The organism is Brachybacterium fresconis (assembly GCF_017876515.1).
Classification (GTDB): Bacteria; Actinomycetota; Actinomycetes; order Actinomycetales; family Dermabacteraceae; genus Brachybacterium; species Brachybacterium fresconis.
The window spans coordinates 2,475,908-2,498,397 of sequence record NZ_JAGIOC010000001.1 but is presented as its reverse complement, the minus strand read 5'-3'; the positions used below and the strand labels follow the sequence as shown (position 1 = coordinate 2,498,397).

The following is a 22,490-nucleotide window of genomic DNA, read 5'->3' as shown; positions in this document are numbered from 1 at the left end:
GGCACACCCGGCCGGGATCCCGACCAGGGCTACCGCACCATGTGCACATCCCGCAGATTCCCGAGCTGCTCCTCGACCCGGGCGGCGCCGTCGAGGGCGAAGCCGAGCTTCTCGTAGAAGCGGCGGGCCCGCGGGTTCTCCTCGGCGACCCATACGCTCGCGGGCCCGCCCTCGAGGATCGCCTCGGCCAGGACGCGGCCGAGGCCGGTGCCGAACCAGGCCTCGTCGATGTAGAGCACCGACAGCTCGCGCGGCGGCGCCGGCGGCGGATCGCGCGGCGGCCAGGACGCGGCCAGCCCGATCACCGAGCCTTCCGCGTCGCGGCCGACGCGGTACGTCCCGTCGTCGTTGCCGCCCGTGCTCGGCGTGAGCCAGCGGGTCCACTGCGTCGTGCGCCGCCGGATCGCCTCCAGCCCGAACCACTGCTCGCCCGCCAGCAGGTGCCCGTAGGCCACCTCCCAGCCGCGCACATGGACCCGGGCGAGGGCCTCGGCCTCGGAAGCACGCGGGATGCCGACCGTGAAGGTGGGCGGAGCTGCGGTGTGCATGGTCACGATTCTGCCCGACGCCGTGCGGTGCCCGAGGAACCAGAGGGTGCACAGGACGACCGGACTCCCTTATGCTCGCCATAAGTACCGCTTCGGATGGGAGACCCCGGAGCACCCGATGAAAGGTGAGACATGGCCCTGTTCCTGCTCGAGATCGAACCCGCCTCCGCCACCCGTGAGGGCAGCCAGGCCGTACTCGACGCCCTGCTCGCTCCGGCCGGCGAGGCCACCTCCGCGGAGCTCATCGAATCCCAGGTCGCCGCCGATCATTCCCGGCTGTTCACCATCGTGGAGGCGGGATCCGCGCAGGCCGCCCGGTCGATCGCGGCTGCTCTCGGCGACGCGGCCACCACGGTCGACGGGCCCGACGAGGTGCGCCTGGTGGGCGCGGAGCTCGAGGACATCAAGGCGCTGCGCCGCGGCGCCGGGTACCTCGTGGAGTGGGACATCCCCGCCGAGATCACCATGGAGAAGTACCTGGCGCGCAAGAAGGCCAACGCTCCCAAGTATGCGCAGGTCCCCGAGACGTCCTTCCTGCGCACCTACGTGCGCGAGGACACCGCCAAGTGCCTGTGCTTCTACGACGCGCCCGACGAGGACGCCGTGGTCCGCGCTCGCGAAGCCGTCGAGACCCCGATCGACCGCATCTGGGCCCTCGGCGCGATCGACCTCGCGGCGAAGAGTTCGTGACGGCCGAGGCGGTCGCGGTCGACGAGCGCACGCACCTGGGCCTCGCGGAGCTCCCCGCGGAGGCGGTGCCCGTCCTGGAGGCGGCTCAGGAGCGCGCCCGCGCCGTGGACCGCGAGGGCGGCGATCCCTGGGGCACGCTGCGGGAGCTCGGCGGGCTCGGCCTGCTCTCCGCGCCGTTGCCGCTCCAGGTCGAGCTGATCCACGCCCTCGCCCGACGGTGCACCGCGACGGCGTTCTCGCTGTGGGGTCACCGCTCCGCCCTCGAGTACCACCGCGTCACCGGGGCGGAGGCCCCCGCAGGCGCCGAGGCGGGCACCACCGCCCTCGCCTCCGGCATGGCCCCCGCCTACAAGGAGGAGGCCGGGCTCGGCGAGATCCCCCTGGTGGCCACGGACTCGGCCGGCGGTGCCCTCGTGGTGAGCGGCGTCCTGCCCTGGTGCTCGAACCTGCGCCCCGGCGCCTGGATCGTGCTGCCCGTGCGCTTCGAGGACGGCCGCCGCGCGATCGTGCGCATCGCCCGGGACGCGGCCGGGGTCGCCGTGAAGGACCTGGTTGGGCTCGCGGCGCTCGATGCCACCGCCTCCGGCGTGCTCCGCCTGGAGCAGGTCGCGGTGCCCGCCCACGACGTGCTCAGCCACGACGTGCCCGCCTTCCGCGACGCCGCCCGCGCCGCGTTCCTGCTGCTCCAGAGCGGGATGTGCCTGGGCCTCGCGGGGGCGGCGCTCGATGCCGCGGGGGCCGCCGCGGATCCCGTCGGCCGACGAGTCCTGGCCGAGGAGTTCGGTGCTGGGCAGGAGGACTGGGAGGTGCTGCGTCGGGACCTGGCCCGCGCCGTGGAGGATGCCGCCGAGGTCACCCCGCATGAGCTGGTCCGGGTGCGCCTGGAGACCGCCCTGCTGGTCGGTCGTGCCACCCGGCTGGAGCAGAAGACGGTCGGCGGGCGCGGCTACGCGCTGGGCTCGGACACCTCTCGGCGCGCCCGGGAGGCGGCATTCCTGCCGGTGCAGTCCCCGACCGAGATCCACCTGCGCCACCTCCTCGCCGGGGCGGGCGAGAACTCCCGGAGCGGGACATGACCCGCCTCGCCCTCCGGGGTGTGACGCGATGGCACCCGGGGGCGCCGGGACCCGTGCTGCGCGATCTGGACCTCGAGGTCGCCGAGCAGGAGACCCTCTGCGTGCTCGGCGCCTCCGGGGCCGGCAAGTCGACCCTGGTGCGTCTGCTCGCGGGCCTCGAGGAGCCGCAGGCCGGCCGCGTCGACCGCGGGGCCGACGCCCGCCGGCCCGCCCTGGTGCCGCAGTCCCCGGACCTGTTCCCGTGGCTGACCGTCGCCGGGAACGTCGGACTCGGCGGCCGCTACGCCGCGAACACGGGGCGCGCCGGGACCGGGCAGGTCGCCGAGCTGCTGGACTCGCTCGGCATCGCGGAGCTCGCCCGCGCCCTGCCCGCCGAGCTCTCCGGAGGGCAGGCCCAGCGCGTCGCCCTCGGTCGCGCGCTCGCCGTGGACCCTCCGGTGATCCTGCTCGACGAGCCGTTCTCCGCCCTCGACCCCGCGATCCGCGCCGACCTGCAGGTCTGGCTGCGCGAGGTGCTCACCGCGGTGCGGACCTCCGCGGTGCTGGTCACGCACGACGTCGACGAGGCGCTCGTGGTCGCCGACCGCATCGTCTACCTCGACGGGCCGCGCGGCATCACCGCCCAGTGGCGGCCGGGCGAGGACGGCACCACGCGGGAGCAGATCCTGGCGCACTACCGCGCCGACGCCCTCGGGGCGACGGCGTGAGAGCGGGACCGAGCCGTCGGTCCCTGCTCGGCGCCGGCGGCACGCTGCTGCTGTCCGGCGCCGCCGGGGCCGGTCTGGGGCTCGGCGCCCGGCGCGGCGAGGCCGCCGAGGTGGACCCGGCCAGCCCGCTGCGGATCGCCTACCTGCCGATCACCGATGCCGCCCCGCTGCTGATCGCCCACGCCCGCGGCTACTTCGCCGAGGAGGGGATCGAAGTCGCCGAGCCCGTGCGCCTGCGCTCCTGGGCGTCGATGGGGGAGACCCTGCTGGGCGGCAGCGTCGACGTGGTCCACCTGCTGTTCCCGATGGCGCTCCAGATGCGGCTGGACCTCGGGGCGGACATCCGCGTGCTCGGGGCGAACCACGTGGACGGCTCCGCGCTCACCCTCGGCCGCGAGGTGCCCGAGGTCGCCGCGCTGGCCGGCCGCACGATCGGGATCCCCGCCTGGTTCTCGATCCACAACGTCATCGTCCAGCAGATGCTGCGCGCCGAGGGGCTCACGCCGGTGGTGCGCCGCACCCCCTCGCGCGATCGCGGCGAGGTGACCCTGGTGCCGATGGCGCCCTCGGACATGATCCCCGCCCTCGATGCCGGCTCCATCGGCGGCTACACCGTCGCGGACCCCTTCAACGCGATGGCGGAGGGCAAGGACGTCGGCGTCATCGGACGGTTCCTGGGCGACGTGTGGCGCTCCCATCCGTGCTGCGTGACCGTCGCGACCGGGGGCCTGCTGCAGCGGCCCCCGGAGCAGATCCAGGCCGTCGCCGACGCCCTCGTGCGCGCCCAGCGCGACTGCCGGGAGGACCGCGAGGCCGTCGCCGCCGAGCTCTCCGGCCGGTACCTGCCCCAGCCGCTGCCGGCGATCGCCGCCGCGCTGAACCGACCCGATGCCGGCCATGCCCACGTCGAGCACCCTGCCTGGCACGGAGAGACCATCGACTTCACCCCCGTGCTGCGACCCGGTTTCACCACCCGGCTGGTCGAGGAGATGCGCACGACGCTGCTGGACGCCCCGCTCGGGGCGCTCGAGCGGCTCGACGCCGAGGACGCCCATGGCCTGGTCGTCGACGACGCGGCGCTGCGCGACGCCGCGCGCCGCCTGGACCCCGCGTCCTTGACCGGTCTCGAGATCCCCGAGGAGATCGACCCATGAGCATCGCTCCCACGGACCTGACCGGTGCCGACGCGGCAGGCGGAGCGGCGGATGCCGAGCGCCCCGCGGACGCGCGATCCGCCGCGCCCTGGGCCTGGGGACTGGTCGGTGCGGCCGCCGCCCTGATCGCCTGGTGGGCCGCGACCGCTATCGGCGGCACCGGCAGCCCGATGCTCGCCGCCCTGTCCCCGTGGAGGGTCCCGGAGGCGCTGGCCTCCCTGCTGTCCACCGGGGTCCTGCTCCAGGACCTGCTGACCAGCACCGGCCGGCTCCTGCTGGGGCTCCTGGCCGCAGCCGCCCTCGGCATCCCGCTCGGCGCGCTGATCGGACTGCACCGGCCCACCCGCTGGGCGAGCGCGGGGGTGGTGCAGTTCGTGCGGATGATCTCGCCGCTGTCCTGGGCACCGGTGGCCGTGGCGCTGCTCGGCGTCGGATCCGCGCCGGTGGTGTTCCTGGTGGCCGCGGCCGCGATCTGGCCGATCCTGCTGGGGACCGCCGCCGCGGTCGCCGCGATCGATCAGCGCTTCGTCGCCGTCGCGCACACGCTGGGGGCCCGCCGCGGGGAGATCCTGCGCACCGTCGTGATCCCCTCCGTGCGACCGGCGGTGCTGCAATCGGTGCGCCTGGCCCTCGGGATCGCCTGGGTGGTGCTGGTGCCCGCCGAGATGCTCGGGGTCACCAGCGGCCTGGGCTACGAGATCCTCAACGCCCGCGACCGCCTGGCCTACGACGAGATGCTGGTGGTGATCCTGGTGATCGGAGCGCTCGGCGCCGCGATCGACGCCCTGGCCCGGCTGCTGCTGAGCCCGCGACGCCCCGCGCGCTGAGATCGGCGCGCGGGGCCGCCCGGCTCACTCCTCCGGCTCGCCCAGCTCGACGCCGGTGGCCTCCCGCACCTGCTCGGCGCTGACGCCCGGCGCGGTCTCGACCAGCACCAGGCGCGGCTGCTCCGGCGTGCCGGCCACGTCGATCACCGCGAGGTCGGTGATGATTCGGTTCACCACGTTCTTGCCGGTCAGCGGCAGGGTGCACTCCGACAGGATCTTCGGCGCCCCGTCGCGGGAGGTGTGCTGCATCAGCACGATCACATGCTTCGCGCCGTGGACCAGGTCCATCGCGCCGCCCATGCCCTTGACCATCTTGCCGGGCACCATCCAGTTGGCGAGATCGCCCCGGGCGGAGACCTGCATGCCGCCGAGCACGGCGACGTCGAGCTTGCCGCCGCGGATGATCCCGAAGCTGGTCGCGGAGTCGAAGAAGCTCGCCCCCGGCAGCACCGTGACCGTCTCCTTGCCGGCGTTGATGAGGTCGGGATCGACGTGCTCCTCGTCGGGGTAGGGACCCACCCCGAGGATCCCGTTCTCGGACTGCAGCACCACGCTGCGACCGGCCGGGATGTGGTTCGGGATCAGCGTGGGCATGCCGATGCCGAGATTGACGTAGGCCCCGTCGGGCAGATCCTGCGCGGCGCGCGCGGCCATCCGGTCGCGATCCCAGCCGATCTGCGGCGCCTGCTGATCCTCCCGGGCCTGCGGGTCCTGTGCGTCCTGGCTCATGAGTCCGCTCCCTCCGTGGCGCGCACCGTGCGCTTCTCGATCCGCTTCTCGATATTCGTCCCGACCTCCACCACGCGGTGGACGAACACCCCGGGCAGGTGCACGGCGTCGGGGTCGATCTCCCCGGGTTCGACGAGCTCCTCGACCTGCGCGATGCAGATGCGTCCGGCCATGGCGGCGGGCGGGGAGAACTGCCGGGTCGCCTTGTTGAACACGAGGTTGCCGTGGCGGTCGCCGCGCAGGGCATGGACCAGGGCGTAGTCGGTGACGATCGACTCCTCGAGCACGTACTCCAGCGGGTCCTTGTCGCCGAGGGAGAAGACCCGCACGTCCTTGGGCGGGGAGGACTTCGCGATCCCGCCCTGGCCGTCGTACATCATCGGCAGCCCGCCCTCGGCGATCTGCGTGCCCGCCCCGGAGCGGGTGTAGAAGGCGGGGATGCCGGAGCCGCCCGCGCGCAGCTTCTCGGCCAGCGTGCCCTGGGGGACCAGCTCGACCTCGAGCTCGCCCTCGAGGTACTGGCGGGCGAACTCCTTGTTCTCGCCGACGTACGACGAGGTCATCTTGACGATGCGCCGGGCGCCCAGCAGCAGGCCGAGCCCCCAGTCGTCGACGCCGCAGTTGTTGGAGACCACGGAGAGGGAGCCGGCTCCCTGCTCCAGGAGTGCTTCCAGCAGCTGGATGGGGTTGCCGGAGAGTCCGAAGCCGCCGACGGCGAGGGTGGCGCCGTCGGGGACGTCGGCCACGGCCTCGGCCGCGGTGGCGACCGTCTTGTCCATGCTCATCGTGGGGTCCTCCTGGATCCGATCGTGGTGGTCGTGGTGGTCGTGGTGGTCGTGGTGGTCGTGGTGGGGCGAGAGGTCTCGCCGGGAGAGCTGCCCGCCCGTCGGCGTGACCGCGAGGACGTCCTCGTCCTCGTCCGGCACCGCCCGCGGAGCTCCGGGGGTCTCAGCGCCCAGAGTACGGCGTGGCGTCGGTCACAGGGGAGGATCGCTGTGCGTGGACTTCCCCCGAAGTACATAGGACGCTTAGTATCGGTAAAGTCGGTCGTCGCGTTCGGCCCCGCCGTCGCCGCGACCCCGCCCACGGATACCGTCATCGAAGGAGATCTCCGTGCCTGAGGCCGTCATCGTCGCCGCCCACCGCTCACCCATCGGCCGCGCCCGCAAGGGATCGCTCAAGGACGTCCGCCCCGACGACCTCGCCGCCCAGATGATCCGCGCCGCCCTGGACTCCGTCCCGCAGCTCGACCCCACCACGATCGACGACCTGCAGCTGGGCTGCGCCATCCCCGAGGGGTACCAGGGCGGCAACCTCGCCCGCACGGTCGGCGTGCGACTGGGGCTGGACACCGTGCCCGGCGCGACCGTCACCCGCTTCTGCGCCTCCTCGGTCCAGACCACCCGCGCCGCCTTCCACGCGATCCGCTCCGGCGAGGCCCGCGCCGTGGTCTCGGCCGGCGTCGAGTCGATCTCGATGAGCTCCGGAAAGCTCGTGGACGAGGACACCCGCGACCCGCTGTTCCAGCAGGCCTGGGAGCGGACCGAGCAGCGCGCCTCCCGCGAGATCCCCGCGCCCTGGCACGACCCGCGCGAGGACGGCGAGCTGCCGGACGCCTACATCGCCATGGGCCAGACCGCGGAGAACGTCGCCGAACTGCGCGGCATCAGCCGCCAGGCGCAGGACGCCTTCGCCGTGCGCTCCCAGAACCGCGCCGAGGCGGCCATCGCCTCGGGCTTCTTCGACCGCGACATCACCCCCGTCACCCTGCCCGACGGCAGCGTGGTCAGCGCCGACGACTCCCCGCGCGCCGGGGTCACCGCCGAGTCCGTCGGCACCCTGGAGCCCGTGTTCCGGCCCGAGGGCACCGTCACCGCCGGCAACTGCTGCCCGCTGAACGACGGCGCCGCCGCCTTGGTGGTGATGGAGGCCGACTACGCCGCCGAGCTCGGCATCACGCCGCTGGCCCGCATCGTCGCCACCGGCGTCTCCGGCCTCAGCCCCGAGATCATGGGCCTGGGACCGGTCGAGTCCACCCGCCGCGCCCTGGCCAGCGCCGACATGAGCATCGACGACATCGACCTCGTCGAGCTCAACGAGGCCTTCGCCGCCCAGGTGATCCCCGCGGCCGAGGACCTCGGCATCGACCACGACACGCTCAACGTCCACGGCGGCGCGATCGCGCTCGGCCACCCCTGGGGCCAGACCGGCGCCCGCATGACCACCACCCTGCTGCACGGCCTGCAGGAGCGCGAGGGCCGGTTCGGCCTGGCCACGCTCTGCGTCGGCGGCGGCCAGGGCATGGCCCTCATCATCGAAAGGATGTCCTGATGACCACCACCACCTCTGACTCCGTCGCGACCGAGCGCGCCGTCGTCTCCGCACCCGACGCCTGCGCCGCGACGCCCGCGGCGCTGCTGCCCGCGGCGGCCGACCACTTCGCCCTGTTCCAGGACGTGGCGGGGGAGGACCTCGCAGCCTGGGTCGCCGCCCGTTCCCTGGCCGACGAGGTGCTGCCACGGATCAACGACTGCTGGGAGCGCGGGGAGTACCCGAAGGATCTGATCGGACGCCTCGGCGAGCTCGACCTGCTCACCGACGGGCTGGACGTGCCCGGCCACCGCACCCTCACCCCGCTGGGGACGGGCCTGGTGAACATGGAGCTCTCGCGGATCGACGGGTCCGTGGGCACCATGGTCGGCGTCCAGGGCGGGCTCGCCCTGCGCTCGATCATGCTGCTGGGCTCGCAGGAGCAGAAGCAGCGCTGGGCCGAGTCGCTGGTGACCGGCCGCGAGCACGCCGGCTTCGCCCTCACCGAGCCCGACCACGGCTCCGACTCCGTCTCTCTGGAGACGGTGGCGCGGCGCGACGGGGACTCCTGGGTGCTGACCGGCGAGAAGCGCTGGATCGGCAACGGGGCGGACTGCGATCTCACCGTGGTGTGGGCGCGGGTCGAGGACGAGTCCCAGCCGGAGCTGGACGGCCAGGTCAGCGGGTTCCTCGTCGACCAGTCGCTGCCCGGCTACGAGGCCGAGGTGATCCGCGGCAAGGTCGCTCTGCGCGCCATCGATCAGGCCCACATCACGCTGAGCGACGTGCGGATCCCGCTCGATGCCCGCCTGCCCGGCGCCCGCTCCTTCAAGGACACCTCGAAGGTCCTCTTCGCGACCCGCGCCGGCGTGGCCTGGGGCGCCCTCGGCCACGCGATCGCCTGCTACGAGGCGGCGCTCGAGCACGCCCAGAAGCGCATCCAGTTCGGGCGTCCGCTGGCGAAGGCCCAGCACGTCCAGGTGCGGCTGGCCACCATGGCGCAGACGCTGACCTCCATGCAGCTGTACTGCATGCGGATCGCGGAGCTCGAGGCCGTCGGCACCATCCGCCCCGAGCAGGCGTCGCTGGCAAAGGTGCACAACACCCGCGCCGCCCGCGAGATCGCCTCCGACGCCCGGGACATGCTCGGCGGCTCCGGGATCCTGCTGGAGAACCGGGTGGTGCGTCACCGCAGCGACCTCGAGGCCCTGCACACCTACGAGGGCACCGACACCATGCAGTCGCTGATCGTGGGCCGGTCCATCACGGGGGTGAGCGCCTTCGCGTGAGGGGTGGGCGCTCCTCGCGCTCCTGACGGATCACGTCGCGGCCGAAGGACCACACCAGCAGCCCCAGGGCGAGCGCGCAGGTGATCATAGCGATCTCCTCCGGGAGGGCGGGGACCACCGCGGTCATCAGCGCGATGCCCTGCAGCGCCCCGATCCCGCGGCGCAGATCGCTGTGGACCAGGGGCCGGCGCAGCGCCGGGCGCCCCCACGACGCGGCGACGTAGATGTACCGCATCGCCCCGATCACGAGCACCCAGGGGCCGACGGTCGTCGCCGCGAGGACGGACAGCACGAGGACCAGCGCGGCATCGGCCTCCATGTCGATGCGCGCTCCGATGGGCCCTGCGGTCCCGGTACGTCGCGCGACCCTGCCGTCGAGGGCATCGGAGGCGAGGGCCGCCCCGGCCAGCACCGCGAAGAACCATGAGCGGGAGGGCATCTGCGCGGTGAGAGCGAGGACGGTCATCGCTGCGAGCACGCCCGCCGCGAGTAGGCGGAGCATCGACAGCAGATCCGCACCGGTCACCGGCCCGGGTGTTCGGGGCCGCAGAGTCGCGGCGGCCACGATCGTCGGCGACATCCCGAGCACGAGACTGAGCGCCGCGACCCCGACCGTCGGCCCGACCAGGGCGACGACGAGGCCGCCGCCCAGGAGCTGTCCGGTCGCGAGCAGGGCGAGCACCGTCCCGACCCGGCGGAGCCTCGGGACGGGACGAGTCGTCGATGGTGCTGTCGTCATGGATTGAAGATAGATAGGCGGGATCGGTCGTGGCGCGGTCGCCGCGCAGATCACTCGCGGATCACGTCGCTTCCTCGGGCGCTGCGCGCTAGTCGGATCGGCTCCCGCCTACGCTGTGGTCGTGATCTCACCGCACCGCCGCCCCACGTCCGCTGATGTCGCGATGCGCGCCGGGGTGTCCCGCGCGACCGTGTCCATGGTGCTGAACGGACGCACCCAGGGCACCGTCTCCGAAGCCAACCAGCAGCGCGTGCTCGAGGCGGCCGCGGAGCTCGGATACACCCGCTCTGCGCTGGCCATCTCCCTCAAGGAGCGGCGCACTCGCACGATCGGACTGATCACCGACGAGATCGCCACCTCGCCCTTCGCCGGCCGGATGGCCCGTGCCGCCTCGATGGCCGCCGCCCGCGAGAACTACCTGGTCATCACTATGGATCTCTCGCTGCGGGAGAACACGGTGGACGACGCCGCCCGGCTGCTCGCCGAGCGCCAGGTCGACGGGCTGATATACGCGACCATGGGCCGCATCCGAGTCCCCGTCCCGAAGGTCCCGCCGGGGATGCCGCTCGTGCTGCTGAACTGCGAGATCGACGATGCCGACGACGCGGCCGCCGCCGGATTGACGACCTTCCTGCCCGACGACTACGGGGGTGCCCGTCGTGCCGCCCGGCGCTTCGCCGAGACCGGGCACCGGCGGATCGCGATGCTCTCGGACGACGAGAGCTCCGAAGCCGGACGCGCCCGCGAGGCGGGCTTCCGCGACGAGCTCGCGGAGTACGGCATCGAGCCCCGTATCATCGCCGCCGGCTGGCAGCTGGACGACGGCTACCGCGCCACCGCGCAGCTCCTCGCGCAGACCGAGCCGCCCACAGGACTGTTCTGCATCCGCGACCGAGTGGCAGGCGGCGCCCTGCACGCCGCAGCCGCTGCGGGTGTCGAGGTGCCGCGAGACCTGTCGGTGATCGGCTTCGACGACGAGGACTTCTTCGCCGAGCGCCTCACACCGCCGCTGACCACCATTGCGCTGCCGCATGAGGAGATGGGGGAGCGCGCGATGACGAGCCTGCTCGCCCTGCTGAGAGGTCCCCTCAGCGGCGGGGGCGACCTCGAGGCGTCCCCGGTCATCATCGAATGCCCGCTGGTCGAACGGCAGTCCGTGGCGAGTGCGCCTCCGCTCTGACCGACATCGCGGGCCGCGAACACCCTCAGAAGAGTCCCTGAGCAGCGCCGCCCTCGGACGAGGCGGCCCCATCGGCCGGAGCCGATGCACCTCCACCACCTTGCCTTGACACGTGTGCAACCACGTCGGCATACTGGCTTCGGCCTCGCTTCGACACGTGTGTAACTGTCGTGCTGCGAGGTCGGCGTCCCGATCTTCCGCCTGTCCCGACTCTCAATGAAGAGGACCGTATGGCCAGCCCTTCGAACATCACCCGCAGAGCACTCCTCGGCGCCGCCGGGGTCGCCACCGTGGCAGGCACCGCCGCCGCCTGGCCCCGCCTGACCGGCACCGACATCCCTGGCCGGGGCGAGGACGCCCTGACCATCCTCATCCTCGGCACCTCCCAGGACGCCGCCGGTCGGCAGGTCATCGCTGACGCGTTCATGGAGGAGCACCCGGACATCCCCGTGCTCATCCAGTCCGTGCAGGCCACGGACTGGGGTGACTTCTTCGCCAAGATCCTCACGATGGTTGCCTCCGGTACTCAGCCGGACGTCGTCTACACCGCCACCGAAGGCGCCCAGCTCTTCGCCGAACGTCTCGCGCTGCCCCTGGACGACTACATCGCCCGCGACGCCAGCCAGCTCTATGACTACTTCGACGACGTACATCCCAGCCTCATCGAAGCATTCATGTACCGCGGCAGCGTCTTCCAGCTCCCCCTGGATTTCAACGCCGCGAACATGTACCTCAACCTCGATGTCATCGACCGCAACGGCCTCGAGATGCCGGGGGAGGACTGGACGCGTGATGACTTCACGGAGCTGCTGCGGGGCATGCACGGCGACGCCACCCCGTACTACTGGACGAACCGTCTCTTCGGCGGTGTCGTCCCCTGGCTCTATATCCATGACACCAGCTTCCTCGTCGAAGAGCGCGCCGAGGGCGGCCAGGACTTCTGGTCCACCTTCTATCCCGGCGAAGAACGCTCGGGCGGCTACCTCTGGACCGGATCCAACGCCACCGACGAGCGGGTGCACGAGACGTTCGAGTACCTGCGCCAGCTGGTGGTGCAGGACCTCGCCGTCCGACCCGAACAGGGCGGTGGCAACACGCTCGTCGGACTGTTCGCCTCCGGGCGCATCGGCACCACCCCTGCCGGCGGTTACTGGGTCCAGGGCCTCGCCGAGGGCGGTATGGAGCCCGATCAGTACGACGTGCAGTTCTTCCCGAAATGGCGCACTCAGCGCCACCAGTTCGGTGGCGCCGGCTACGCGGTCATGAAGACCACGAAGAAGGCCGACCAAGCCTGGGAGTGGATCAAATTCACCGCCAACAAGCGCGCGATGGAACTGGCCTTCCCCACGCCCGCCACCACTCCGACCCGTCGCTCGATGGCCACCGATGCCTTCTACACCGACGGGCCCGAGCACTGGCGACGGTTCTACGACACCCTCGACCGCTTCCCGACCAGCGGCCCCATCCCCGCCCCGCCCCAGCAGGCCGCCGTGGAGACGGCGCTGATCCGCAACGTCTCCACCGCCCTGTCCGGTGATCCTGACCAGGTGGCCCGTTCGCTCGACACCCTGGACCGGGACCTCCGTGCCGTCTTCGCCGAGGAGGACCGCTCATGACTTCCGACCGTCGCAGCGTCACCCTCCGCTGGCTGTTCCTCGCCCCCACCATGCTCGGGGTGGGCATCTTCGTCCTCCTGCCCATCATCGGTTCTCTGGTGCTGGCCTTCTTCCGCTGGGACATCATCACCGCCCCGCAGTTCGTGGGCCTGGCGAACTTCACGGACATCGCCACCGATCCCCGGGTCGGGGTCTCCTTCCTCAACACCGCAGTGTTCGTGATCTTCGCGGTCACCGCGCAGCTCATCATCGCGATGCTGCTGGCCGTGCTGGTGCACGGACGAATGCCGTCCTGGCTACGGATCTTCTTCCGCTCGACGTTCTTCTTCCCGCTGGTGCTGTCCGCCGCGAGCGTCTCGATCCTGATGCGCTACCTGTTCAACGAGAGCTACGGCGTCATCAACTGGGCGCTGTCCCTGGTGGGCATCCCGGCGGTGCCCTGGCTGACCAGTCCGCAATGGGCGATGGTCGTTGTGATCGCCGTGTACGTCTGGCAGAACTTCGGATTCTCGTTCCTGCTGTTCATCGGCGGGCTCGGGGCGATTCCCACGGAGATCTATGAGGCGGGCGCGATCGACGGCGCCACCGGCTGGAAGAAGTTTCAGCGCCTTACCCTGCCGCTGGTCAGTCCCACCGTGCTGGTCGCCTCGGTGATGGGCATCATCACCGCGCTGCAGATCTTCGACCAGCCCTACGTGCTCACCCGCGGCGGGCCCGGCGATGCCACCCGCACCGTCGTGATGGTCATCTACGAGAGCGCGTTCCGCCAGCTCGAGTTCGGACGGGCCAGCGCCATCGGCCTGATCCTCATGATTCTGATCATGCTCGTCACCGCGTTGCAGTTCCGCTTGTCCCGCCGCTTCGTCTTCTACCAGTGAGGGGCGCTCCCGCTGCCGCGAGCGCCCCTGAGACCGTCCGGAAGGACCGCCGATGACCCGCCACCTGCCCGCCCTCGCCAAGTATGCTGCCCTGACCGTCGCCGCAGTGCTGACCCTCGGCCCGGTGTGGTGGACCTTCACCACCTCCCTGAGGCCTGCGGCCGAATCCTTCAGCCTTCCGCCGAGCTTCTTCCCCACGTCCCCGGACTTCTCGAACTACGTCGCCGTGTTCGAGCAGATCAAGGTGCCGCTGCTGGTGCTCAACAGCGCTCTGGTGACCGGGATCATCGCCGTCGGGCAGATGGTCACCGCCGCGATGGCCGGCTACGTCTTCGCCCGCATGTCGTTCCGCGGCAAGGACGCGCTGTTCGCGATCGTGCTGTCGACGATGATGGTGCCCGTACAGGTCACGATCGTCCCGGTGTTCATGATCATTCGCGGCATCGGACTGTCCGACACCCTGCTGGCCCTGATCGTCCCGGCGATCCCCACTGCGTTCGGCACCTTCCTCATGCGCCAGTACTTCCTGGGCCTGCCGCTAGAGCTGGGAGAGGCCGCGGCGATCGACGGTGCCAGCCCGTGGCGCACCTTCTTCTCGATATACGCGCCCCTGGCGCTGCCGGGCATGGCCATCGTCGGCGTCCTTGCCTTCAATTACCACTGGAACGAGTTCTTCCGCCCGCTGATCTTCATGATCTCCGAGCAGAACTACACGCTCCCGCTCGGACTAGTGACCCTCCAGGGGAATCTCGGCACGGGCTCGATCTCGATCGTGCTGGCCGGCGTGATCCTCTCCATGATCCCTGCGGTCGTCGTGTTCCTGTTCGGGCAGCGCTACCTGCGAGAAGGCCTCACCGCAGGCACCTCCAAGTGACCGACCCGGCCTGCACCGCACGCCGCTGACCCCACCACCATCCCGAGCAGGAGACCCGCCCGATGGCCGAGACCGCCGACCCTCATTTCCCCTCCCTGCACCGCGTCCACCCGCGCGGCTGGCTCAACGACCCCAACGGGATCCTGCGCACCGATGACGGGCGGTGGCATGTGTTCTTCCAGTACAACCCGGACTCCGCACGCCACGAGAACATCCGCTGGGGGCACATGTCCTCCTCGGACCTGGTCAGCTGGCACGAGGAGCCGCTGGGGCCGAGCCCCCGCCCCGGCGAAGCCGATCAGGACGGCTGTTGGAGCGGTGTCGGCCTGATCGACCGTGCTGGAGATCCTTCGGGCGTGCCGACCCTGATCTACTCCGGGGTCGACGGGGTGGACAACCAGCTCGCCCGCGTGCTCGTCGCCCGTCTGGACGAGTCCGCGACCGACCTGGTCGAACCGGGCGTCGTCGCGGCGGACATCCCTCCGATCCCCGGGTTGATCGGCGTGCGCGACCCCTTCGTCCTCACCCTCGGCGGCCGGCGCTGGGCGATCCAGGGCGCCGGGATCCGCGAGGACGATGAGTACGTGCCTGCGATCCTGCTGTACGCCTGCGACGACCTCGAGCACTGGGAGTACGTCGGCCCGCTGCTGCGCGGCGATGATCCGGTCGCCGCCGAGCATGCCCCCGCCGACCTCTGGGAATGCCCGCAGCTGGTGGAGATCGACGGGCGCTGGGTGCTGCTGCTGTCGCTGTGGCGGCATCCCGACCGCGCAGAGCGCTCGACGATCCAGGTGAACTACCTGGTGGGTGACCTGGTGTCGGGTGCCGACGGCATCGCGCAGTTCGTTCCGTCGACGGGTGGCCAGGTCGATCTCGGTCCTGACTTCTACGCCCCGCAGGCCGCCGTCGACGTCGACCGGGTGCTGCTGTGGGGCTGGGCCTGGGAAGGGCTCGAACGCACCCAGGAGCAGATCGACGCGCAGGGCTGGTCCGGGACGCTCACGTTCCCCCGCGAGCTGCGTCTCGACGGGGATCTGCTGCTCGCGCGGGTCCCGGACGAGCTGAGGGCGCTGCGCGGGGGCCGTCTCGAGATCACGGACGGGGAGCCGTTGGATCTTCCGGTCCCGGCACGCGCCGAGGTCCGTGTCCGCGGGGCCGTGCGGGTCGAAATCGTCGGCTCCGCGGCGACCACCGAGGTGCTCGCGGTCGACGACGGCCCGGCCACCGTGTTCCTGGACGGCAGTCTGCTGGAGCTGATCCCGGACGATGCGACCCCGCACACGAGGCGCCTCTACCCGGAGGTCGGGGACACGGTGCGGGTGCGCGGCGAGGTCGAGGAGGCCTGGCTGCTGGTGCGGCCCGACGGGAGGACCTGACGGCCCCGGTCGACGGGAGGCGCTGACAGCATCCGCCGACGGCGGCCTGTGGCGGCAGGGACGGCGCCCGGCCAGCACCCGTCGGGCAGCCTCACAGACTCCGCAGCGTCTCGGCGAGCACCTCCGACTGCTGGCCGGGGCACAGGCGATACGTCCACGTCTGCGACGGGTCGCCCTGTTTGATCACCCGGATCTCGCCGGTCTGGTCCCCGCATCCGAGCTGGTCCCGGCCGAGGAGGTAGTCGTTGATCTCGGTCAGCACGGCACCGGTGGCGTCCCAGCCCAGCGGCGCGCTGCCCGTCCCGTCCCCGTCCTCGTCGTCCCCGGGCGCGAGACCGGCGCCCCATCCGTCCGGGGTGTTCTCGGCGCTGATCCCCATGCCGATCTCGTGCTGCGCCTTCGTCAGGACATAGCGCTCGACGGGCGCCGACTCGTCCGGGCCGTCCTCGGCCCACGGGCGGATCTCGATCGTCCAGTCGTCCAGGGGGTGGGCGAGGTGCTCCGCCGGCTCCGGCTCGGCGTCGTCCACGCGCTGGCGCAGATCACGCAGGGGAGTGTCGTCGCCGCAGTCCTGGACGGAGGAGTCGTGGGTGACCGACCCGGAGATCTCCACGCCGGTGGACGGGATGTCCGTGCAGGGGGTCCGCTCCTTCTCGGAGAGCGTCTTCTCCCAGGCCACGTACTTCTCGGCGGCTTCCTCGATGCGCTCGCGGTCTCCGGCCTCGAGCTCTTCGGTGAGATCGTAGATCACCGCATCGTTGGGCAGCCGGTAGCGCATGCTGATCGTGTCGGCGTCGATCTCGGTGGTGGCCCCGCCGAAGTACCCGAACATGCCCGCGCTGGTGATGTGGAGGGTGATGACGTCGCTCGCGGCGAGGTCCGGGGCTCCCCGTCCGGGCAGCAGGGAGCAGGCCCCCAGGGTCAGGGCGAGCGCAGCGAGCAGTGCGCCCGCTGCGGTGCTGCGTGCGCGTGGCATCCGGCGTGTGCGTGTCATGGTCCCCTCCTCGACACGGCTCCCCCGAGCCGAGTGTGATCAGCGTAGGGAACGCCGGCGCGCGGGGCGATGGGGAGAGGTGCCCATCCGGAGGGCGAGAACGGGCACGGGCCGCTCAGAGGCTCCCCAGCGGCAGCCGGGCCTCCAGCTCGGCTCGCCAGGGATCGAGATCCCAGCCCTGGGCCGCGACCCAGGCGTCGTCGAAGTAGGTGTCCGTGTAGCGATCGCCCGGATCGCACAGCAGGGTCAGCACCGAGCCGGTCTCACCACGCTCGCGCATCTGCGTGACAAGCCGCGCCACCGCCACCAGGTTCGTGCCGGTGGAGGCACCGACCCGTCGGCCGATCCGTTCGGAGAGATACCGGGCCGCCGCGACAGAGGCCGCATCCGGCACCCGGATCATGCGGTCCACGACGCCGGGCACGAAGCTCGGCTCCACCCGCGGGCGGCCGATGCCCTCGATCCGTGAGCCCGCGTCGGTGGTGACGGTGGGGTCTCTCTGCACCCAGCCGTCGAAGAAGGCGGAGTTCTCCACATCGGCGACGCACAGCCCGGTGGGCAGGCGACGGTAGCGCAGGTAGCGGCCGAAGGTCGCGCTGGTGCCCCCGGTGCCGGCGCCGACGACGATCCAGCGCGGGATCGGATGCGGCTCCAGCTCCAGCTGGCCGAAGGTGCTCACGGCGATGGAGTTGTTGCCCCGCCAGTCCGTGGCGCGCTCGGCGTAGGAGAACTGGTCGAGGAAGAGCCCACCCAGCTCGTCGGCCAGGCGCTGCGCCTCGGCGCTCATGTGCTCGGCGCGGTCGACGGTGTGGCAGCGCCCGCCCGCCGCTTCGATCAGCGTGATCTTGCGGGAGCTGGTGCCGCGCGGGATCACCGCGATGAACGGGATCTCCAGGATCCGCGCCATATGGGCCTCGCTGACCGCCGTCGAGCCCGAGGACGCTTCGATCACCGGCATCCCGGGCCGCAGCCACCCGTTGACCAGGGCGAACAGGAACAGGGAGCGGGCCAGGCGATGCTTCAGGCTGCCGGAGGCATGGGTGGACTCGTCCTTGAGATACAGCTGGATGTCCCACGCGGCGGGCAGGTCGAGGGAGACCAGGTGCGTGTCGGCGGAGCGGCGGTCGTCGGCCTCCAGCCGGTGGATCCGTTCGGCGACCCAGGCCCGCAGGGAGTCGTCGCTGCGGTCCACGTCCGTCAGCTGCGCCAGCAGCGTCGCGTCATCGTCCATGGGGTGACGGTACCGGGTGTCGGTGGCCTCAGGGCGTCCGCACAGCCCCGAAGGTCAGCCGGCGCCGCAGCGCGAAGCCCAGCTTCTCGTACCCGGCGATCGCCGAGGTGTTGGTGGCTGAGGCGTGCAGCAGGGCCCGGTCTCCGCGCTGCTGGATGCCGAAGGCCACGTCGAGCACGAGGCGGGAGGCGAGGCCCTGGCGGCGATGGTCCTCATCGACCGCGACGGCGCTGATCTCGGTCCAGCCCGCGGGGTGCAGGCGCTCGCCGGCCATCGCGATCAGCCGCCCGGCGCGCCGGATCCCCACGTACCGTCCCAGCACGTGGGTGCGGGGCAGGAACGGCCCTGGCCTGCTGCGCTCGGTGAGGGCGAGCATGTCCTCCACGTCCGCCGCGCCGAGCTCGATCGCCTCCTCGTCGGGCCGCGCCCGGACGCGCTCGGTCTGGACGAGCTGGACGCCGGGGATGGAGAACACCGGAGCCCAGCCCTCGGGCAGCAGCGGATCGGCGTGGGAGACACCCACCGACGCCCCGTGCCCGAAGACCTCGAGGATCGCGTCCCACACGTCCGGATGATCCCAGTCCCGGATGCCCACGAACGGCGAGACGTCCTCGGGGAAGCGCCGCACCAGCTCATTGCCGATCGCGAGACCGGCGTGGTGTCCGGTCAGCGAGGACCAGGCGGGATTGTCGAGCGCGGGGTCGAGGCCCCCGGACGGCTCGGTCGGGTCGCCGTCGTCGGGCGGGAGATCCGCCTCCCGGGCGCTGACGTGCAGCGGCTCGGCAGAAGGGGTGTCCTGCAGGTCCATGCGTGCTCCTGGATCACGGAGAGTCGTCCGACGGGATCGGCGGGGAAGGATGGCACGTTACTCCTCGCCCCGCCGACGATGAAGGGTCATGTCATCGGGCGTGACATATCCGCCGTCTGCTCCGTCTGCTCCGTCTGCTCCGTCGGATCTCACAGCCCTCAGACATGGGGTCGCAGCGAGCGCTCCCGCGACACCTGGCGGACGAGCCCCCGATCCTCCCAGCGCAGCACGAGGAGGAAGACGACGCCGAAGCCCAGCCCCACCAGCGCACGAAGCGCGATCGGGGAGTCGTCGGGGACGAGCAGCACCATCAGCGACCAGACGATCACGAGCCCCAGCATCGCCGCCGAGGGCAGGTCGAACGACAGCGCACGCAGCCCGGTCCGTCCGTGATGCCGGACCGCCCCGGCGACGAGGAGCGTGGCGGCGGCGATCAGCAGCGCCCCGATCCCTGTGTCGAGGTCGGAAGGCAGCGGGAGGGCATCGAGCATCGCGAGCGCCCCGAGCGCGGCCAGCGCGCTCGCGACCAGATGCAGCGACAGCGGGATGCGCTCGGTGGCCCGCGCGGCGCGGCGCGCTCCTCTGTCCAGGTCGGATGCCTGCATGCTCGCCTCCTGGTCGTCCTCGCCCCACCGTAGAGCCGCTCGGCGCCGGCTGTCACGAGCAGGCAGCGCCGAGCGGATGCGGTGAGGATGCGTCAGGCGACCAGCTCGTCGATCTGGTCGATCGCCGAGCGCGAGCCCTCCTCCACGCCCATGTCCAGCACGGTCTGCAGGGCCTCCCGGTCGGCGTAGGAGGTCACGTAGGTCGCGCGGGTCCCGGTGTCGGTGGCCTCGAAGGTGCTGACGCAGGTCGAGACGGGCAGCTCCGAGTTCGGAGTGAAGTCCTCGTGCGCGAAGCCGTCCTCATAGGTGAAGGAGCGGGGTTCGTCGACCTCGAGCACCTTCCAGTACCCGGGGAACTGCTCGCCCTCCGGCCCGGTCATGTAGTACGTGACGCGGCCGCCGGGGCGGAGGTCGTGATCGACCACCGTGGCCGGGAACTCCTTCGGCCCCCACACCTTCTCCAGCTGGCGCGGGTCCGCGTAGATGTCCCAGATCCGCTGCACGGGCGCGGCGAACTCGGCGGTGATGGTGAGGCTCGGGCCTTCGAGGTCGTGGCGGATGTCGGTGACGGGCATGGTCAGTCCTTCCGGTGGGGTGGGTCGGTCGGGGTCGGGCCGGCCGACCCGGGGTCGGTCTCGGCGGCCAGGAGCTCATCGATGCGGGCGATGTGCTCGCGCTGGATCGCTTCCAGTTCGGTCAGGAGCTCGGAGGCGGAGCGGAGGGTCTCGGCGTCGCCGCGGGCCAGGGTCTCCCGTCCGCGACGACGCCGTGTGATCAGGCCGGCACCCTCGAGCACCGCGACGTGCTTCTGCACCGCGGTCAGGCTCATCGAGTAGTTCCTGGCCAGGGCGGAGACCGACTGCTCTCCCGTCAGCACCCGCCGCAGGATGTCGCGGCGCGTGCGGTCCGAGAGGGCGTGGAACCAGGCGTCCGCCCGGTCGTCGTCGATCCGATGCATGGCGCAAACCTACAACCATACGGTTGTGAATGGCAAGAGGTGCTGCCGGGTGCTCGGGAGCTCTATGCTCGGGGTGTGGCGCAGCAGCGGGGGAGGTCGCCCGGCTACGACTGGGAGGACACCTCCGGCCCGTCGGAGCCGGAGGCCCTCGAGCTGCCCGATCGCCGCCGGGATCCCTGGTCCGACGAGGGCGGCGCGCCCACCCTCGGGGACTCCGGTTCGGCGGGCGTCGGCGTGTCCGACGGGGCTGGCTTCGGCGCGCCCCGCTTCGAGTACCCCGCCGAGGAGGAGGCCGAGCAGACCTCGCGCAGGCTGCCTGCCTGGTCCCTCGTCGTGATCGTCGCCCTGCTGGTGATCGCACTGATCGCCGCCGTCTCCCTGATGGTCTCCGGCGTGCTGCACCTGACTGAGGAGGACCCTGCGCCCGCGGGGGCTCCGCCGCCCCCGTCGGCCGCGTCGACCCCCTCGGAGGGCAGTGGGCAGCAGCAGAGCCGGCCCGGCGTGGTCACCGACGCCGACGGCACCGAGCTGCGCGACGGGACCGGTGCCTACGAGGATCCGGCGCTGATCGGCGAGCACGCCTTCAGCTGGCGCGCCTGGACCGACGGCACGATCAGCGTGCGCGGCCTCGAGGTCGACCTGGACGCCACCCTGCCCGGGGCCGACGGGACCGACGTCGTCCAGGACGGCTACCGACTGGTCGCCGTCACCTACGAGGTCAGCTACGACGGGCCCGGCCAGCTCGCCCCCGTCGAGGAGCTGTGGCTGACCGGGGAGACCGACCGCGCCTACGTCCGGGACATCGCCCCGGGGCTGGTCCCCGACCCGATGCGCGAGGTGCCGCCCCTGGAGGGCGGCGAGAGCGCCGAGTTCCACAGCGTGTTCGTGGTGCCCGAAGCGGACCTGGAGGGCCTTCGGCTCGGTGTGGAGACCTACAGCGGTGAGGCGCTCTACTACGCCACCCGCTGACCCGCGTCCCCATCGTGTCCGGCCTCGTGCCGCCGACCGGGCGGGGCGGCGAGTGCGCTAGCGTGACGGTGGCCGCCCGCCTGCGCGGCCGATGCCTGCCACGCTGAGAAGGGGGAGCGCGACGCAGCGCGCCAGGGGCCACCATGAACCACACGCCACGCACAGAGCCGCTCGGCTCCGATGATCCCACCCGGATGCGGTCCGGATCGGGCTCGCGCTCGCCGTTGTACCTGACGGTCGGCTGCGCCTCGGTGATCCTCGGACTGATCCTCGGCGTCGGGGGCTTCTTCGGCGTGCGGGCGGTCACCGACGAGCCGACCGATCCCCCGGGCAGCCGGACGTCCGATTCCGGCGGTCCGACCACGACGGCGGTGGAGACGGCCCCGGTCGGACGGAGCGCCTCCCTCCCGCTGCGCACGACCTTCCCGTTCGTCGCGCCGGACAAGTTCCCGGGAACGGCCGAGATGGCCCTGGTCGAGGTCGACTGGGACGCCACGGATGAGCTCGTCGCCTTCTCCGAGTTCAACGGGGAGCCGGAGTCCGGATCGAAATACATCATGGTCACTGCGGAGGCGACCTACCGCGGGGACGGCGAGCTCACGCCCTTCGACTGGATCGGCCTCCAGTACGTCGACGCCGACGGCGAGCAGCACTTCCGGGCCTACCTCCTCACGGAGCTCGATGCGGAGCTCCCCACCTCGGTCTCCGACGGCGAGAGCTTCCGGGAGGCGTTCGTGTTCGAGGTCCCCCAGGGCGTGACCGAGGGCGGGCACTTCGTCGTCCTCCCGGACTACACGCACGGGGCCGACGAGGGCGTCTGGATCGACGCCGCCTGAGCCTCGATGCGCCGATCGGGTTTCCGGGGTGCTTTTCGATGGTTGCGGTCGAGCAGTGACCCTGATGCCGGCGTGAGGGCGTGCGGGTGCTGCCGG

General features: G+C 71.7%; 24 protein-coding genes. 14 read left to right on the top strand and 10 right to left on the bottom strand.

Translation table 11 applies throughout. The features are described from left to right. Window positions 1-29: 29 nt before the first annotated feature. Window positions 30-548, bottom strand: coding sequence for a GNAT family N-acetyltransferase (locus JOF44_RS11215; RefSeq protein ID WP_209891079.1), 519 nt, complete (start codon window positions 546-548; stop codon window positions 30-32). 132 nt (window positions 549-680) lie between these two features. Here JOF44_RS11215 and JOF44_RS11210 point away from each other — a divergent pair, with 132 nt between their 5' ends. Genes JOF44_RS11210 through JOF44_RS11190 form a run of 5 tightly spaced genes read left to right on the top strand, consistent with a single transcriptional unit; the run spans window position 681 to window position 5,002 of the window. Beyond that, a complete protein-coding gene (locus JOF44_RS11210; protein WP_209891076.1) occupies window positions 681-1,238 on the top strand; it encodes a DUF4242 domain-containing protein in 558 nt (185 codons plus the stop codon). After that, on the top strand, window positions 1,235-2,314 hold the full coding sequence (locus tag JOF44_RS11205) for an acyl-CoA/acyl-ACP dehydrogenase (RefSeq protein WP_209891073.1): 1,080 nt from the start codon (window positions 1,235-1,237) through the stop codon (window positions 2,312-2,314). Before JOF44_RS11210 ends, JOF44_RS11205 begins: the two co-directional genes overlap by 4 nt. Continuing rightward, window positions 2,311-3,021, top strand: a complete 711-nt coding sequence (locus JOF44_RS11200; RefSeq protein WP_209891070.1) for an ABC transporter ATP-binding protein — start codon at window positions 2,311-2,313, stop codon at window positions 3,019-3,021. The genes JOF44_RS11205 and JOF44_RS11200 overlap by 4 nt, the downstream gene beginning before the upstream one ends. After that, on the top strand, window positions 3,018-4,175 hold the full coding sequence (locus JOF44_RS11195; RefSeq protein ID WP_209891067.1) for an ABC transporter substrate-binding protein: 1,158 nt from the start codon (window positions 3,018-3,020) through the stop codon (window positions 4,173-4,175). Before JOF44_RS11200 ends, JOF44_RS11195 begins: the two co-directional genes overlap by 4 nt. Continuing rightward, window positions 4,172-5,002 carry an ABC transporter permease gene (locus JOF44_RS11190; protein ID WP_209891065.1) on the top strand — a complete coding sequence of 277 codons (831 nt, stop codon included), beginning with the start codon at window positions 4,172-4,174 and terminating at the stop codon, window positions 5,000-5,002. The genes JOF44_RS11195 and JOF44_RS11190 overlap by 4 nt, the downstream gene beginning before the upstream one ends. Window positions 5,003-5,026: 24 nt before the next feature. Here JOF44_RS11190 and JOF44_RS11185 read toward each other — a convergent pair whose 3' ends face one another. Both JOF44_RS11185 and JOF44_RS11180 read right to left on the bottom strand, forming a co-directional pair. Next, window positions 5,027-5,731, bottom strand: coding sequence for a CoA transferase subunit B (locus JOF44_RS11185; protein WP_209891062.1), 705 nt, complete (start codon window positions 5,729-5,731; stop codon window positions 5,027-5,029). Then, window positions 5,728-6,516, bottom strand: coding sequence for a CoA transferase subunit A (locus JOF44_RS11180; protein WP_209895945.1), 789 nt, complete (start codon window positions 6,514-6,516; stop codon window positions 5,728-5,730). The genes JOF44_RS11185 and JOF44_RS11180 overlap by 4 nt, the downstream gene beginning before the upstream one ends. A 328-nt stretch (window positions 6,517-6,844) precedes the next feature. Between JOF44_RS11180 and JOF44_RS11175 the strand changes: the two genes are divergently transcribed. Continuing rightward, complete coding sequence (locus JOF44_RS11175; protein ID WP_209891059.1) at window positions 6,845-8,062, top strand: acetyl-CoA C-acetyltransferase; 1,218 nt, start codon at window positions 6,845-6,847, stop codon at window positions 8,060-8,062. After that, a complete protein-coding gene (locus tag JOF44_RS11170) occupies window positions 8,062-9,330 on the top strand; it encodes an acyl-CoA dehydrogenase family protein (protein ID WP_209891056.1) in 1,269 nt (422 codons plus the stop codon). The genes JOF44_RS11175 and JOF44_RS11170 overlap by 1 nt, the downstream gene beginning before the upstream one ends. Here the strand turns inward: JOF44_RS11170 and JOF44_RS11165 are convergent. Further along, complete coding sequence (locus JOF44_RS11165) at window positions 9,305-10,069, bottom strand: CDP-alcohol phosphatidyltransferase family protein (RefSeq protein ID WP_209891053.1); 765 nt, start codon at window positions 10,067-10,069, stop codon at window positions 9,305-9,307. The two genes, JOF44_RS11170 and JOF44_RS11165, sit on opposite strands and share 26 nt — an antisense overlap. A gap of 121 nt (window positions 10,070-10,190) precedes the next feature. Between JOF44_RS11165 and JOF44_RS11160 the strand changes: the two genes are divergently transcribed. From JOF44_RS11160 to JOF44_RS11140, 5 genes are all read left to right on the top strand, one after another. Beyond that, window positions 10,191-11,249 (top strand): LacI family DNA-binding transcriptional regulator, encoded by a 1,059-nt coding sequence (locus JOF44_RS11160; RefSeq protein WP_209891050.1) that lies wholly within the window; start codon window positions 10,191-10,193, stop codon window positions 11,247-11,249. Between the two features lie 230 nt (window positions 11,250-11,479). Beyond that, window positions 11,480-12,865 (top strand): extracellular solute-binding protein, encoded by a 1,386-nt coding sequence (locus JOF44_RS11155; RefSeq protein WP_209891047.1) that lies wholly within the window; start codon window positions 11,480-11,482, stop codon window positions 12,863-12,865. Next, on the top strand, window positions 12,862-13,743 hold the full coding sequence (locus JOF44_RS11150) for a carbohydrate ABC transporter permease (protein ID WP_209891045.1): 882 nt from the start codon (window positions 12,862-12,864) through the stop codon (window positions 13,741-13,743). The genes JOF44_RS11155 and JOF44_RS11150 overlap by 4 nt, the downstream gene beginning before the upstream one ends. 52 nt (window positions 13,744-13,795) lie before the next feature. Further along, the gene (locus JOF44_RS11145) at window positions 13,796-14,617 is read left to right on the top strand and encodes a carbohydrate ABC transporter permease (protein WP_209891042.1); all 822 of its coding nucleotides are present in this window, start codon (window positions 13,796-13,798) and stop codon (window positions 14,615-14,617) included. A gap of 62 nt (window positions 14,618-14,679) precedes the next feature. Next, the gene (locus JOF44_RS11140) at window positions 14,680-15,993 is read left to right on the top strand and encodes a glycoside hydrolase family 32 protein (RefSeq protein WP_209891039.1); all 1,314 of its coding nucleotides are present in this window, start codon (window positions 14,680-14,682) and stop codon (window positions 15,991-15,993) included. Between the two features lie 91 nt (window positions 15,994-16,084). Here JOF44_RS11140 and JOF44_RS11135 read toward each other — a convergent pair whose 3' ends face one another. From JOF44_RS11135 to JOF44_RS11110, 6 genes are all read right to left on the bottom strand, one after another. Beyond that, entirely contained in the window at window positions 16,085-16,987 is a 903-nt protein-coding gene (locus JOF44_RS11135; RefSeq protein WP_209891036.1) for a hypothetical protein, read from the bottom strand. A gap of 115 nt (window positions 16,988-17,102) precedes the next feature. Continuing rightward, window positions 17,103-18,218, bottom strand: coding sequence for a PLP-dependent cysteine synthase family protein (locus JOF44_RS11130; protein WP_209891033.1), 1,116 nt, complete (start codon window positions 18,216-18,218; stop codon window positions 17,103-17,105). 28 nt (window positions 18,219-18,246) lie between these two features. After that, window positions 18,247-19,026: a GNAT family N-acetyltransferase gene (locus JOF44_RS11125; RefSeq protein ID WP_209891030.1), complete on the bottom strand. Its 780-nt coding sequence runs from the start codon at window positions 19,024-19,026 to the stop codon at window positions 18,247-18,249. A gap of 158 nt (window positions 19,027-19,184) precedes the next feature. After that, window positions 19,185-19,631 (bottom strand): hypothetical protein, encoded by a 447-nt coding sequence (locus JOF44_RS11120; RefSeq protein WP_209891020.1) that lies wholly within the window; start codon window positions 19,629-19,631, stop codon window positions 19,185-19,187. A 92-nt stretch (window positions 19,632-19,723) separates the two neighbouring features. Beyond that, a complete protein-coding gene (locus JOF44_RS11115; RefSeq protein ID WP_209891017.1) occupies window positions 19,724-20,206 on the bottom strand; it encodes an SRPBCC family protein in 483 nt (160 codons plus the stop codon). A gap of 2 nt (window positions 20,207-20,208) precedes the next feature. Beyond that, window positions 20,209-20,589, bottom strand: a complete 381-nt coding sequence (locus JOF44_RS11110) for an ArsR/SmtB family transcription factor (protein ID WP_209891014.1) — start codon at window positions 20,587-20,589, stop codon at window positions 20,209-20,211. A 75-nt stretch (window positions 20,590-20,664) separates the two neighbouring features. Here JOF44_RS11110 and JOF44_RS11105 point away from each other — a divergent pair, with 75 nt between their 5' ends. Further along, on the top strand, window positions 20,665-21,558 hold the full coding sequence (locus JOF44_RS11105; protein ID WP_209891011.1) for a hypothetical protein: 894 nt from the start codon (window positions 20,665-20,667) through the stop codon (window positions 21,556-21,558). A 143-nt stretch (window positions 21,559-21,701) separates the two neighbouring features. Then, window positions 21,702-22,394: a hypothetical protein gene (locus tag JOF44_RS11100; protein WP_209891008.1), complete on the top strand. Its 693-nt coding sequence runs from the start codon at window positions 21,702-21,704 to the stop codon at window positions 22,392-22,394. Window positions 22,395-22,490: the final 96 nt, after the last annotated feature.